This window comes from Singulisphaera sp. GP187, from assembly GCF_900129635.1.
Taxonomy (GTDB): Bacteria; Planctomycetota; Planctomycetia; order Isosphaerales; family Isosphaeraceae; genus Singulisphaera.
In genome coordinates this window covers 86,628-100,732 of record NZ_FSRB01000002.1, presented here as the reverse complement: position 1 = coordinate 100,732, position 14,105 = coordinate 86,628, and the positions used below count along the sequence as shown (strand labels likewise).

At 65.6% G+C, this 14,105-nt stretch carries 9 protein-coding genes; 3 read left to right on the top strand and 6 right to left on the bottom strand.

What is annotated here, in order from left to right; translation table 11 throughout:
• Positions 1–178: 178 nt before the first annotated feature.
• The 6 genes from BUS42_RS24895 to BUS42_RS24870 form a co-directional block, all read right to left on the bottom strand.
• Entirely contained in the window at positions 179–1,006 is an 828-nt protein-coding gene (locus tag BUS42_RS24895; RefSeq protein WP_074305915.1) for an IS5 family transposase, read from the bottom strand.
• Between the two features lie 100 nt (positions 1,007–1,106).
• Positions 1,107–3,233: a choice-of-anchor Q domain-containing protein gene (locus BUS42_RS24890; protein WP_143206499.1), complete on the bottom strand. Its 2,127-nt coding sequence runs from the start codon at positions 3,231–3,233 to the stop codon at positions 1,107–1,109.
• Positions 3,234–3,622: 389 nt separating this feature from the next.
• Entirely contained in the window at positions 3,623–5,131 is a 1,509-nt protein-coding gene (locus BUS42_RS24885; protein ID WP_074311564.1) for a Gfo/Idh/MocA family protein, read from the bottom strand.
• A 361-nt stretch (positions 5,132–5,492) separates the two neighbouring features.
• Positions 5,493–6,563 carry a dipeptidase gene (locus BUS42_RS24880; RefSeq protein WP_074311562.1) on the bottom strand — a complete coding sequence of 357 codons (1,071 nt, stop codon included), beginning with the start codon at positions 6,561–6,563 and terminating at the stop codon, positions 5,493–5,495.
• Positions 6,564–6,632: 69 nt separating this feature from the next.
• Positions 6,633–7,802 (bottom strand): GntR family transcriptional regulator, encoded by a 1,170-nt coding sequence (locus BUS42_RS24875; RefSeq protein WP_074311560.1) that lies wholly within the window; start codon positions 7,800–7,802, stop codon positions 6,633–6,635.
• A 392-nt stretch (positions 7,803–8,194) separates the two neighbouring features.
• A complete protein-coding gene (locus BUS42_RS24870) occupies positions 8,195–8,488 on the bottom strand; it encodes a hypothetical protein (protein WP_074311558.1) in 294 nt (97 codons plus the stop codon).
• Positions 8,489–8,939: 451 nt separating this feature from the next.
• Between BUS42_RS24870 and BUS42_RS24865 the strand changes: the two genes are divergently transcribed.
• The 3 genes from BUS42_RS24865 to BUS42_RS24855 all read left to right on the top strand — a co-directional run bounded on the left by BUS42_RS24865 (position 8,940) and on the right by BUS42_RS24855 (position 14,013).
• On the top strand, positions 8,940–11,489 hold the full coding sequence (locus BUS42_RS24865; protein WP_074311556.1) for an O-antigen ligase family protein: 2,550 nt from the start codon (positions 8,940–8,942) through the stop codon (positions 11,487–11,489).
• Between the two features lie 277 nt (positions 11,490–11,766).
• Positions 11,767–12,696, top strand: a complete 930-nt coding sequence (locus BUS42_RS24860; protein WP_074311554.1) for an SDR family oxidoreductase — start codon at positions 11,767–11,769, stop codon at positions 12,694–12,696.
• 387 nt (positions 12,697–13,083) lie between these two features.
• Positions 13,084–14,013 (top strand): NAD-dependent epimerase/dehydratase family protein, encoded by a 930-nt coding sequence (locus BUS42_RS24855; RefSeq protein ID WP_074311552.1) that lies wholly within the window; start codon positions 13,084–13,086, stop codon positions 14,011–14,013.
• Positions 14,014–14,105: the final 92 nt, after the last annotated feature.

Genomic DNA, 14,105 nt, shown 5'->3' with positions numbered 1-14,105 from the left:
CGCGGGCAGGAGCCCCCGGCGGACCAGGTCGTCCAGGTTGTCAGGGTGGCGAAAAACCGGGTATGACTTTCGATGGAGCCGGAGGCATCCTTGGATCGGTCCGTGTCAGCTCTGCACGGCGGAGTGCAGTAAGCTGATCACGAGGACCGAAAACTAAGAGACTGTCCCATAAGCAGGGTTAGGCCGATTTTCGGTAGTGGAACTCGGCGTCCGCTGTCGAGGGCTTGAGTCGATTGAGCATCAATTGGATCATGGCCAATTTGACAAACGACTCCGACGACAGGACGCTCTTTTCACGGTCCTTGCTCAAGCGTCGACATCGGCCGAGCCACGCGAACGTCCGCTCGACCGTCCAGCGAATTGGCAGGAGCACCCAACCCTTGGCATCCTTGGGACGTCGCACGATGGTCAATTCCCATTGCTCGTGCTCCTGGACCCAAGCGTAGAGATCGAAGTTATGATACTTCGAGTCGGCGTACATCCGTACGACTTTGCTCATCGGTTGGCCGTCCAGCCGAGTGAACAGTTCGGTCGCCCCCTTGGCGTCGTCGACATCGGCGGCCGTCACCAGAACGGCCAGCAGCAAACCCATACTGTCCACCACAATGTGGCGTTTCCGACCATCGACGTTCTTGGCGTTGTCGCGGCCCCGCTCCTCGCCACCGGAGGTGGTGTCGACCGACTGGCTGTCGACACTCGCCGAGGTGCGGGGGTGGTAAGGCTTCTCTACCGTGCGGACTTTACGACGAAGTAGGTCGTGGATTTTGTCGAAAGTTCCATCGTGCCGCCACTCATTGAAATACCGCCAGACGGTGCTCTTGGGCGGGAAGTCCACAGGGAGGTATCGCCACTGGCAACCGGTGCGGAGGATGTAGAAGATGGCATCGACGACGTCCCGCAGGTCGGTCTTACGAGGCCGTCCGCCGAGGGGCGCAGGCGGGAGATGCGGCTCGATCAAGGCCCACTGCTCGTCGGTGACGTCGCTGGGGTAATGGTGGGTTCTCATACCACTTCTACGTCGCTCAGTGCTCGTTTGTTCCCCTTATGGGACAGTCTCTAAGATGTCGAGCCGAGGACCGTCGCGCCAGACAACCCCGATCGCTGCGCTATGCGTGCTGGCCCTGACTGATCCCTCCCTGGCCGGCCCAGCGGTGGCGGATCTGGTTGAAGAAGGCGCGTGAGGATCCGACCAACGTCTCCCGGTGGATCGTGCCCAGGAAGTCGCTGCCGGGCTGACCCGTGCCGCCGCCGTCGAGGAGGACGCCTGTCGGACTCGCCAATCCCCCGGGACCGGTGCCACGGACCGTGAGCCGGTAGGTGTGGCGTGGGTTGAGCCGCCGGGCCGGGTGGAGCGTGACGGTCTGCGTCGCCGGGTCGTACACCGCGGCGCGGACGCGGGTGACATGGCCGACCCGCGAGCCGGCCAGGCCGCGACCGCCGAGTGTGACGATCTGGTAGTTCGCCAGGTCCTGGACCCGGCCTGGGTCGAGCGCCGCGCTGAAGCGGAGGACCAGGGTCGTCGGCTGGGCGTGGAAGCCGTAACGCTGCAACCCCACGACCGTCGGCCCCACGACCGTCGGCCCCACGACCGGCGGCGGCATGACGAGGTTCTCGAGGGCGAAGGTGAGGCCCACGACTTTGCCGGACACCTGGGCGGTGACGGCATAGGGGCCGCCGAGACTATTGGCCGTGGCGACGACCGACGCCAGGCCGTTGGCGTCGATCGGAGCCGGGTTGCCGGTGAAACTGGCTGAGGCGCCGGTCGTCGGCCCGGCGAACCTGACCCGGCCCCCCGCGACCGGTTCGCCGAAGGGGCTGGCGATGCGCACGACCAGCGGGATCGGGAAGGCGGAGCCGCCGGTCGCGCTCTGGTTGTTCCCGGAGAGGATGACGAGGGTGAACCCGCGTGACTCGAAGGCGCCGATGTCGGGTGCGGCGCCTTGGGGCCTGGGTACGCCCCGCTGGTCGACGGTGATCCCGGGCACGACGCGTCCGGCGTCGATGGCCGGACTGCCGGGGAGCAGGGCCATGGTCTGGGTGGGTCCGCCGTTGTCGGCCAATGGGGCGAGCCGGGGGTCGGTGTCAATCAGGTCGGTGGGGTCGAGTGCCACGGTGGGGGTGTCGGAGAAGAGATTGGAGCCCTTCGAGGCGAACGAGCCAGAGGCCGCTTGAGCGAGGTTCCCGCCTGCGGAGTTGGCGAAGAGGCTCGTGGTGACCGTCACCGTGCCGTGGTTGGCGATGCCACCGCCGCCCCCCGGGTCGGCCGAGTTGCCGCCGAATGTGGACTCGGCGATCGTCACCGTGCCGGCGTAAGATGAGTTGGCGATGGCGCCGCCGGCGCCCGCTGAGTTGCCGCTGAGAGTGGAATTGGTGATCGTCACCGCGTTATAGTTGGAGATGGCGCCGCCATTGAAGCCGGCCGAGTTGTCGCTCAGTGTGGAATGGGTGACCGTCACCGTGCCCGCATTGGAAATGCCGCCGCCATTGTAGACGGCCGAGTTGCCGCTGAGCGTGGAGTTGGTGATCGTCACCGTGCCGGTCGAGTTGCCGATGCCACCGCCGGTGCCGGCCGAGTTGCCGCTGAGTATGGACTGGGTGAGCTTCACCGTGCCATGGAGGGTTGAGTTGTCGATGCCACCGGCACCGTAGCGTGCCGAGTTGCCGCTGAGCGTGGAACGGGTGACCGCTAGCGTGCCGTAGTTGTCGATGCCGCCGCCATTAAACCCGGCCGAGTTGCCGCTGAGCGTGGAGTCGGTGATCGCCAGCGTGCCGTGGTTGGCGATGCCCCCGCCGCTTTCCGCGGACACCCGGCCGCCTGAGATCGTCAGGCCGGAGATCGCCACCTCGGCCCCCGCCGTCACGTTGAAGATCCGGAATTCCGGCGTCGACGGATCGGCGCTGCGGGCCACGGTCAGGGCCGACGCCCCCGGGCCGATCAGGATGATGGCCGTTGTGAGGTCGGGCAAGGCCGACCGCAGCCTGATCGTTCCGGTGGCCGAGACGGCGAAGTTGATCGTATCCTGCGCCGGGTCCGCGTTGGCCAGGTCGATTGCCGCCCGGAGCGAGCCGCCCCCGTCGTCGTTCGTGTTCGTGACGGTGAACGTGCTGAGCACGACCCGCCCTTCCAACGCCTCGAAGCCGGGCACCAGGCCGGTCCCTCGGCGTCTCGACGCCGCCCGCCGCGGCCATGCCGGGGCGAGTCCCCGAACGCCCGGTGACTCGGAATGCGCCATCGATTCGCCCCGATCTTGAAAGGAACCGGACCGGGACGAAGGGCCGGGAGTCCGCTCGCGGCTCGGCGTCAGACCCGACCATTCGGTCCGATCATGGCCGGACAATCCGCACTGCATCCCGGAGAGACGATTACGACCTCGGAGCGACCCGCTTCCGGCGATATCGTTCGAGTTTACTTTACACGTGGATTCGATAAATGCAAATCGGCTGACATGGCCAAGGACCTCTCTCCCCCCCTTCCTCGATTCCCCTCGGCCGAGGGAGTGGGGGGATGCACGAGCGGATTCGCATCGGCGTTCGGCCTGGCGGCCCGGACAAGCCAGTTGTTCGGGCCGCCAGGATCCATTCACCCGGTGTCCTTGCTACCGTGTCAAGTAATCGGCCGGGTTCATCCCTCGGTGATTTCGGGGACCACGAACGGCTCGCGGTAGGTACGCCGGGACAGCTTATTGGCGGCGTCCGCGAAGTCTCCGACGAAGCGGCCCTGTTTCGCGTCGAGGGTCACCCAGGGCCCGAGGGTGGCCGGGGTGGCGTCGAGCTCCACGCCGTTCTTGCGGAGCGCCTCGCTGCAGCGGTCGAAGGCGGCGGCCAACTCTCCGTTGCCGGTGATCGCGGTCCGAATCGCCTCGGGTGCGGTTTGTTTCCCGAGCCGATGCGAAACGTTCGCCATGTGGCAGCAGGCTGTGGAGTGGTGCCCCTGGAGCGCCTCGCATGTCAGGTCACTGGTCTGCCGGCTGCGAACGGCGGCGACGAAGCTGGAGAGGTGGGCCGTCTCCAACGCCTTGGGGGTGTCACCATCCGCGATGTCCTGGATCTTCTTTCCCTGGCGATCGAAGAAGGCCCCGCCGGAGGAATCGCCCGCGAAGTAGCCCCCTTCGCAGTCGATGACGATGCCTTTGTTCCGGCCTCGGAAACTCCCCATCGGGTCCGCGCCCTTGGCGACGCTCACGTTGCGGATCTCGCAGATGAGCGGGGCCGGCCGGTAATCCAGCAGCGCGACCTGCGTGTTGGCCGTCTCGCCGCCGTCGTGGAAGCCGAACCGGCCGCCGATGCTCATGGCACGCGGGGGCGGCCCGTCCTGGCCCAGGGCCCAGCGGCAGATGTCGATGACGTGGATCCCATTATTCCCGATCTCGCCGTTGCCCGTGTCCCAGACCCAGTGCCAATCGTAGTGCAACTGATTACGCGTCAGCGGCTTCTTCGGTGCCGGGCCGCACCAGAGGTCGTAATCCAAAGTGGCCGGGGGCGACGCGGGCGGGTCGCCCGATCCGATGCCGTTGCGGGCCCGATACACCAGCGCGTGGGCAAACCGGATGGCCCCGAGCTCGCCGCCCTTCAGACGCTCGAACACCTGGCGCAAAAACGTGCTCGAACGGTTCTGGGTGCCGACCTGGACCATGCGGCCGTACTTGCGGGCCGCCGCCACCATCTGCTGTCCTTCCCAGAGGTTGTACGAGAACGGCTTCTCGACGTAGACGTCCTTGCCGGCCTGGCAAGCCCAGACCGTCGCCAGGGCGTGCCAGTGGTTGGGGAGGGCAATGACCACCGCGTCGATGTTCTTGTCGTCGAGGATCCTGCGCAGGTCCGTATGAGCGGCGACCTTTCCTTCCCGGTCCCTGGCCGCTTTGACTTCGCGGTCGAGGTGCGCCTGGTCCGCGTCGCAGAGCGCGACGATCCTGGCACCGGAGATCTCTCGGAGCCGGCCGATGAGTTGGTGACCACGCCCGCCCACGCCACCGACCGCATTGGTCGCCCCCAGCCCGATGACCCCCACACGGACCGCCTCATTGGGACCGCCCGAGCGGGGCTCGGCACCCGTCATCAGCCGCGGCGCTCCCAGCGCCAGGCCGGCCGCCATCGAGCTTTCCAGAAAGCGCCTGCGTGGGATCGGTTTCATCGTGCGGCTCGCCATCGATTTGGAGTGGTTTATGTGAATCGGGCGCTCTCGGGTCGAGGGCCAACGCATCTGACCTGACTGCTATGGCATTCAATTGCGCATTTGTCACTCCGGCCGCGACCGTGCGGGGTCAGCCCTCGTCATCCTTTGGTATTCTCTTGCAAGACTGGAGGTTACAGGACGTGCCCCCGCAACGCCAGGGCTTCGATTCCTCGATACTTTTGGCACCCTCGACCCGTAAACGGTTTCTGATTTCTGATATTTGTGGTTGAAGTTCGCGATTGTTTGGCTCCGCTTAACCTCCGTTTTGGCAAGGAGATCGGGATCGCGGGCCGTGCCCGCCCCACGGCAGGGATACGAGTTATTCGCTCCAGGTTTGGCGGAGGAAGCGCAGGAAGTTGCCGTGCATGACACCGGCGATGTCGTCGGGGGTGTAGCCACGGCGGGCGAGCAGGGCGGGCAGGTTTGTCAGGTCGGCGATGGTCTCCATGTCGGCGGGGGCCTGTTCGCGGCCGAAGCCGCCGTCGAGGTCGGTGCCGATGCCGACGTGGCGTGCGTTGCCCGCGAGCTGGCAGATGTGGTCGATGTGGTCGATCTCGCGTTCGAGCGTCGCGCCCACGTCTTGGGGGAGGGTTTTGCCGATCTTCCAGCCGGGGACGATCATCCAGGCATCGAGCGCCGCGCCGAAGATGGCTCCGCGCGCGATCAGTTCCTTGATCTGTGCGTCGCTGAACTGGCGATCGTCGGGGACGAGGGCGCGGCAGTTTTGATGGCTCGCCCAGACCGGGCCGTCGTAGTGGTCGAGCGCTTCCCAGAAGCTATCGTCGCAGAGGTGGGTGGCGTCGAGGATGATGTTCAGTCGACGCATTTCCGCCAGCAGTTCGCGTCCGGCCGCGGTCAGGCCGCCGGTGGCGTGCGTCCCCTGGGCGTAGCGGCCCGGCCCGTAGTGCGCCGGGCCGAGGGCGCGCAGGCCTTGGGCGTAGGCTTGCTCGAGGTGGCCGGGGGTCCGGATCGAGTCGGCTCCTTCGAGGCTCAGGATGTAGCCGATCGGGGCGTCGGCCGGCGGGTCGTTCGACCAGAGCTCGACTTGGCGGTCGAGCCCCTTACGATCGACGATCGCCGTCATCTGCCCGGCCTCCTCCATCGCGCGATACCAGGCCAACTGCCCCTGAGTCTGCGCCCAGGCGATCTCGGGGCTGTGCCAGCCGGGGAGCGGATTGTCGGCCGCCACGTACCGCGCGATCTGGGTCGCGACGCACAACCCGACCCGACCCCGACGCATCTCGGGCAGCGAGACCATGGCGTTGCCCCGGTCGGGCTTGTCGGTCTTACCCGCCTCGCGGGCCCGGATCTCGGCCACCGGGCGCGTGAGGTCGCGGTTCCATTCGAGGGCATTCATGCTCAGGTCGAGATGGGCGTCGAAGATCAACATCGTAAAATGTTCTCGGATCCGTGAATGATCGATCCTAAATTCTTGTGGGAACCAAGCGAAGCGAAGGCGTCAGCGGGCCGACCGGGTCGGGCGCGGAGCAGGCCCCAGGGTCTGACCGTCGCTCATACGGATCGGCATGATGAAGGTCTCGTTGGAGTCGCGTGGCAATTCCTGCCGCCGCATCCGGTCGAGCAGCTCGACGGCCCGGCGGCCGATCTCAGTTTCATCGACGGTCACTGATGTGATGCGATGAAGCGTAGGGCTGCTGCGCACCGTGCCGCCGAAGCCGATGAGCGAAATCTCCTCGGGGACCCGCAGGCCGAGCCGCAGGAGCAGCAAATAGATTAATTCGGCCGCCGAGTCGAAGCTCGCGAAGATGGCGGTCGGCCGGTTGGGATGGTTGACGACGGCCGCAACCGCGGCGAGCAGCTCGGGTTCATGGACCCCGGGGTCGGGCACGCTCTCGGGGCCGAAGATGACGCGGTGCTCCGCGGTGACACCGCCGGGTGGAAGGACGTCGAGCAGGCCGTCGAGATAGCCGACGGCCGACTCCGAAAGGTGGGGGGCGAAGAAGGCGACCCGCCGGTGCCCCCGTTCGACCAGGGCTCGGCCCGCGAGTCGCCCGACCTCGCGAAACGGGATCGCCAGCAGGGGCGCCCTGACGCCTTCGACGCGGCGGTGGCAGAAGACGACGGGAATCTCCGCCTTCTGGAGCGGCCGAATCTGATAGACGGGGGTCGGCGGGGCCGTCACGGGGACGATTGCGACTCCGGCGACCTCCTTGTCGAGGAGCTGGAGGATGACGTTGCCCTGGCGATCGAGGTTGTTGTTCGACTGGCAGACCAGGGTCTGGTTGTGGACCCTGCCGGCCGCCTCGTCGAAACTGCGCTGGAGCGACGGATAAAAGGCGGATTGGGTTTCCGGCAAGACCAGGGCGAAGACGTCGAGGTCGGGCCGCGACCGGACCCGGGCGTCGTCGTGGATGAACGTTCCCTTCCCCTGGATCCGCTGGATCAGGCCGTCGCGTTGGAGCGCCGCCAGGGCCTGACGGACCGTGCTCCGCGCAATCGCGTAGGTGTCCGCCAGTTGTTGCTCGGTCGGGAGCATCGCGCCGGGCTTCAACCGCCCCGCCAGGACCTCGTCGACGAAGTACTGCCTGAGCCGTTCATATTTCGGCGTGCCGGGCGCGCCCGGTTCGCGTGCCGGGAGGTTCCGTGGGTCGCGAATCGCCCTGGGCATTCAGTCCACCTCGCCGCCTGTGAGCCTACCTCGGGCGAGACGACGGCCGGCGAACCGTCGCGATCGCGGATGGCTCGTCGCGGGCATCAAAACGTCTTCTCGGCGGAAATCAACATTTTCTTGGATCTCCAAAGGCGACCGCGAGTCTCCACTTCCGGCGGCTTACCCTCGACTTATCCACCCAGATCGCTCGGCCTCTGATTCACCCGAACGTAAACCGCTGGAGAATCGCCAACCGCGGCTGGGCGGCCCCCCGGCGAGAACGGTCCCATCGTATTGAATCCGTTCGCCGAGGTCCATGCGACGTCGGCCTTGACCTTTGCGAAACCACGCTCGTGCCGCGCGACGATCGCGAGTCACGCCGGCAACGGAACCATAGGTTCGGGACGGGATCAAGCGTGGAACGACCACGGTTCGGCGGTCCGCCGCGCCGCGGTCGACAGGTTCCGCTCCCGATCGCTCCCGCGCCGGCCCCGACGATATTTCATCCCTTCGCCGCGCATCAGCCAGAGGGGGTCGACCCCCGTCAGCTCGATGAATCGCAAGAGGATCTGTGCAGGCATCGCTTCACCGATCTCTTCATAATTCTGCCAGGTCGTCGGCACGACCCCAAGCCTGGCGCCGATGATGCCGATGCCGTGATCGCCGAAGACCTCGATGCGAACCGCGCGAAGGCGGGCGCCCAAGGAGTTCTCAGTCGCTGGCTCATTGTTCGGGTAAATGGTGCCCCTCCTTGCGCCGTGAGCGGAACGTTGACGTGAATCTTCACGCGTTGAAAGAGATAAAATGCCCCCACCCCAATACGCCCGGGCCATCAGGCGTGTTCAACCATCCCCTCTGACCTCTTTTTTTGAACGTTGGCGAAGTCGATTCGTGACAACCGGGCCTCGAGAATCGGTTGCGAACTCGACCACGAGTCGGCCCGGCTCGCTGGGCGGCTTGGCCGCTCCGTGCGCACGGCCGATCCATGGCCACGGAACCGGAGGAAATCTCAGCTTCGCATGGTTCCCGCTATTGGTAATTCTTCGCCAAGCGTCCTATCATGTGGCTCTCGAGGGCAGGTTGCACGTCCTCGCCCGTTGCCGTTGCCCACAGTCTGTGCTTTCTTCTCGCCTGGCCGCAAGGGATCCTGAGTCGATGTTGATTCGACGCTGCCAATACGCATCGGAGGCGATCCTGATCGCCATGGCCTGTCTGGCTCCCTGGGCCTTTGGCGCGGTGGAGGCCTGGGCGGAGTTCGTCCTCTTCCTCGGAATCTTCCTGCTGGCGATCCTGTCGCTTCTGATTCGGGCCGGCACGGACCGAGTTCGCGCGCTCTTCTGCCTGCCCAGCGTGGCGCTCGGGGGTCTGGTTTTGCTTGTCGCCTTGCAGGCCACGTCGTTGTCCCCCGGTGTGCTCAAGCGGATTTCGCCCGCGACCGTTGCGTTGCGGGCCGGTCTGACCCCGGCGGAGCCGGAGCAGGTCAGCGGTGACTCAGGGGGGCCGATTGCACTTCCCGCGTCCACGCTCAGCCTGGAACCCGACGCGTCGCGTCGCGCCGCGATGCGGCTGGCGGCCGGGTGGGTCCTGTTCCAGGCGGTGATGGGGCTTGGGCTTGGGACGGCCTCGCTCCGTCGGTTCGGGATCGCGTTGGCCGTCAATGCGGCCTTGCTGTCGTTGTTCTCGCTGATCCAGTTGCTTTCCTGGAACGGCCGGATTTATTGGGTCCGGGAGACGCCGTCGGGCAGCAGCGGCCCGTTCGTCAATCACAACCACCTGGCTGCCTATCTTAATCTCGGTCTTGGCTTTGCGCTGACCTTTCTGATGGCTCCCCGATCCGACGCGCGGAGCGGTGATCGGCAGCGCGGCGATCAGGTCTGGGCCGGGTATGTGACCGGATTGATCATCGTCGGCATCGTGGCCTCGCTGGCGCGGAGCGGGTTCGTGGCGATGCTCGTCGCGATCGGCCTGGTGGTCGTCCTGCTTCGTCCCCAGGCGAAGAAGCTGGTGCTCAGCCTGGGAGGAATCGGACTGCTCGTCGTCGTCTTGCTGATAGCCCTGGGGTCGTCGACCGGCTACCAGGAGCGGATCGCGTCGATCCTTGAGTCAAACGCCTATGCCGATCGGCTCGTGATCTGGCAAACGGCGGGGCGACTCATCCCGAGCTATGCCATTTTCGGGACGGGGCTGGGCAGCTTCGCCACAGTCACCTCGCGGTTCTACTTGATGCATGCGAACGTGATCTTTGAGCACGCCGAGAACGAGTACATCGAATGGCTCCTCGAGGGGGGTGTCCTCGGGCTTGGCCTGGTTTTGGCGGCCGTGGCCGGGACCGTCGCGCTCGGGTGGCGCGCGTTGAAAGGGGCTTCGAGCCGAGCGGAGTCCGCATTGATCTGCGGGGCCTTCTTTGGAATCTCAAGCCTGATCGTCCAGAGCCTGGGAGATTTCGCGCTCCATGTGCCGGCCGTCTCCGTCGTTGCGGTGATCCTCGGCGCTTACCTTGCGAAGCTCGGGCTAGAGGCTCGGAACCGGTTGCCGGAGGACCGGCCGATCTCGCTGGGACGCCGGGCCGGCTCGGTGCTCGGAGCTGTCGTCATGCTCGCCCTGAGCACGACCGTCCTGGTTGAGGGCGTTCATCTGATGCAGGTCGAAACGGCGATGTCCGAAGCCGGGTTCTACCTGCAAGGATCCGCCAAGCCGGCCGCGGGCGAAGCCGACGCGAGCATGGACGAACTCGAGCGGAAGCAGGACGCCCTCGAGCGTGTCATCCGGATCCGCCCGGACTGGGCTGACGGCCACTGGAAGCTCGGCCTGGTCTTCCTGCGACTCTACTCCACCAGCGCGGAGGAGTCGCTCCGCGAGTTTGAGAAGGACCAGGAAACCGTGGCCAATCAGGCCAGCCCACTCTGGCTGTTCAGTACGGCCCACTCCCTGTCGGGCGGCAAGCCGATCCCGATCGCCGACCTGCTGAACATCGACCACATCCGGCTTTACCTCGTCCCGGCGGCCCGTTGTTTTCTGGAAGCCAGACGGTGCAGTCCGCTTTTGCCCGACCCGCACGCCCGGCTCGCGCTCCTCGACTACCTGCTCCAGGGGGGCGAGCCCCCCAAAGTTTCCGCGGATCGCGCCGTGCGGCTCGCCGGCCCGAACCTGCAAGTGCTCGAGCTCGTTCAGGGCGTGGCGATCCAGATCGGCGACCTCGACCTGCTCGCGCGCTGTTGGAAGCGGATCCTGGGCCTCGCCCCCGAGAGTGCCGATGCGATCGTCGAGATCGCCAAGGAACTCTATCCCGCCCAACAGCTTGTCGATCGGATCATTCCCTCGGGACCGGTCGCGCTCCGGTTCGCCGAGCGTGCGTACACGACGCCTGAGGAGCGACCCTCCCGGGAACTCCTTCTCCGCACCGCCCTCAAGCAACTGGCGGCCGACACGAGCCTGGAACCGGCCGACCGGTTTCAGGCCGAGGCGCATGCCTGGTTCCTCATGAACGATCGCGAGCAGGCCAAGTCCCTGATGGAGCAAGCGCTGGTGTTTGCCCCCAAGAAGACCGTGTGGCGGGCCCAGCTCATCGATTGGCTGATCGGTTGGGGACAAGCCCGCGACGCCTACGATCAAGCGATGATCGGACTTTATTATTCGCCCGGAGACACCGCCTTGCAGCAGGCCCACAGTCGCGCGGCCGACGCGGTCGCCAAGACCGAGCGCTGAGCCGCGTCTCTCCCTCCCTCCCCCCATCGCTTTTTTTTGGGGGGGCTCCCGCTGTGATGGAATGCGGCCACATGCCGAGATCGGCCTGGGAAAGCAAGACGCGAGTCTCCATAATTCGGCATGGGACTCGAGCACGCGTGCGAGCGGGCCGGTCCCATGAAAGAGTAGGGGGCAGTGGACTGGCTCGATCCCACCTCCGCTTTCAGGGGGCGAATTGATGCGGCATGTGCGTGTTTGTTGTTTTGAAATAGGTAAAGTTGTTTAAGGAATGATTCCCATGAAGGATGCCGGCCTGGTTGTGGTCACGGGTGGTGCCGGGTTTATCGGCTCGCACCTGGCCGAGGCGCTCATCGGCGAAGGGTTCCGGGTGCGGATCGTCGACAACCTTGTGACCGGACATCGCGGCAATCTTGCCCACCTGGAGGGCCGGTACGACTGGCTGGAGGGGGATGTTGCCGATTTCGAGGTCTGCCGCCGGGCCGTCGCGGGGGCCGAGTTCGTGTTCCACGAGGCGGCGATCCCGAGCGTTCCTCGATCGGTCCGCGAACCGCTCGCCTCCCACGCGAGCGGGCCGACCGCCACTTTGAACATGCTCGAGGCCGCGCGGCAGGCGGGGGTCAAACGGTTCATGTTCGCCGCCTCAAGTGCGGCTTATGGAGAGTCGGTGGAGTCGCCCAAGCACGAAGCGATCTATCCTCAGCCGCTCAGCCCTTATGCCGCCGGCAAGCTCGCCGGCGAACACTATGTCTCGGTCTATGCCAAAACGATGGGGCTGGACGGCGTCAGCCTGCGTTACTTCAACATCTTCGGCCCCCGGCAGGATCCCACCAGCCCTTATAGCGGCGTGATCTCGCTCTTCGTTCGCGCGATGTCCGAGGGGCGGCGGCCCACGATCTACGGCGATGGCGGCCAGACCCGCGACTACACCTACGTGAGCAACGTCGTGGCCGCGAACCTGGCGGCCATGCGGTCGGAACGGCCGCTCGACGGGGCGATCCTCAACGTCGGCGTCGGCCGAAGCGTCAGCCTGCTCGACCTGGTTGCGGCGATCAACGCCATCCTCGGAACCCGGATCGAGCCGGAGTTTCAGCCCCCCCGCGAGGGCGACGTCCGCCATTCGCTGGCCAACCTCGAGCGGATCCAGGCCGTGCTCGGTTATCGTCCCGAAGTCGATTTCGAAGACGGGTTGAAACGGTTGCTTGCCTGATTTCGCGACCCGCCCGGCGCATCAGAACGCCCGTCCAACCCGCGTTCCTTCGGCATGTCTGACCGCGAGCACGCGAAAGATGACGTTGACAGGCCGGCTCCGCTTGCCGATAGTAACTCTGCGACGGATTGGGATCGACCCACCAACCTCGGAGTGGCGATCCTGATTCGTCCGATTGCCGAAAGCCAACTCAAGGATTCCGCCGACGCCGGAAGAAGAACCGGTTGTCGCCGTGTAGTGCACCCCTCCCAAGATCGATCGGCCGCAAGGATGAGGGCCTGGCGTTCTGAACCCGCCTCACTTTGCCGCCGCGACTCCCCGAACTGAACTTGCACCGCGACCCTGACGACTCCAGGCGCGTCAGGGGCCACCACGGATGGACCCACCATGAAGATTCTCGTCACCGGCGGCGCCGGCTATGTCGGTTCGACCCTCGTCCCCATGCTCCTGGAACAGGGCCACCGCGTCCGTGTCTATGACTCGCTCAAGTTCGGCGGCCAGGGTCTCCTCCCTTGTTGTCAGAACCGCTTCTTCGAACTGATCAAAGGGGACGTCACCGACGAGGCCGGGGTCAAGAAGGCCCTCGAAGGGATGGACGCGGTCGTCCACCTCGCCGCGATCGTCGGCTACCCGGCCTGCAAGAAAGAGCCGCAGTTGGCCCAGTCGACCAACGTCGACGGCACCCGCACCCTGCTCAATCTGCGGAAGCCCGACCAGAAGGTCATCTTCGCGTCGACCGGCAGCATCTACGGTGCCGTGCCCGACTACGTTTGCAACGAGCAGACCCCGCGCGCTCCGATCACCCTCTACGGTGAGACCAAGGCGACCGCCGAGCAGATGGTGCTCGACGCCGGCAACGGCATCGCCTACCGCTACGCGACCGCCTTCGGCGTCAGCAACCGAATGCGGCTCGACCTGATGCCCAACGACTTCACCTATCAGGCGGTGAAGAACAAGAGCCTGATCGTCTACCAAGGGGGCTTCAAGCGGACCTTCGTCCACGTCCGCGACATGGCCCGCTCGATGATCTTCGCCCTGGAGAAGTGGGACACGGTTAAGGACGACGTCTACAACGTTGGCCACGAGACCATGAACTTCACCAAGGAAGACGTGGCGCGGAAGATCCTCGAACATGTCGACTTCTACCTCCACTTCGCCGAGTTCGGCAGCGACGCCGACCAGCGGAACTACGAAGTCTCGTACGAGAAGATTCGCGCCAAGGGGTTCGAGACCACGGTCGATCTGGACCGTGGCATTGCCGAACTGGTCCGCGCCGCCCAGCTGATCGAGTTCCAGAACCCGTTCGCCAACGTCTAATCCCCGATTGCGTGATCGATCGGCCTTGGCATGATCGTGGGCCTCCCACCCACAGGGTGGGCACGGCCCACCCATTAAGATTTCAGCCACGA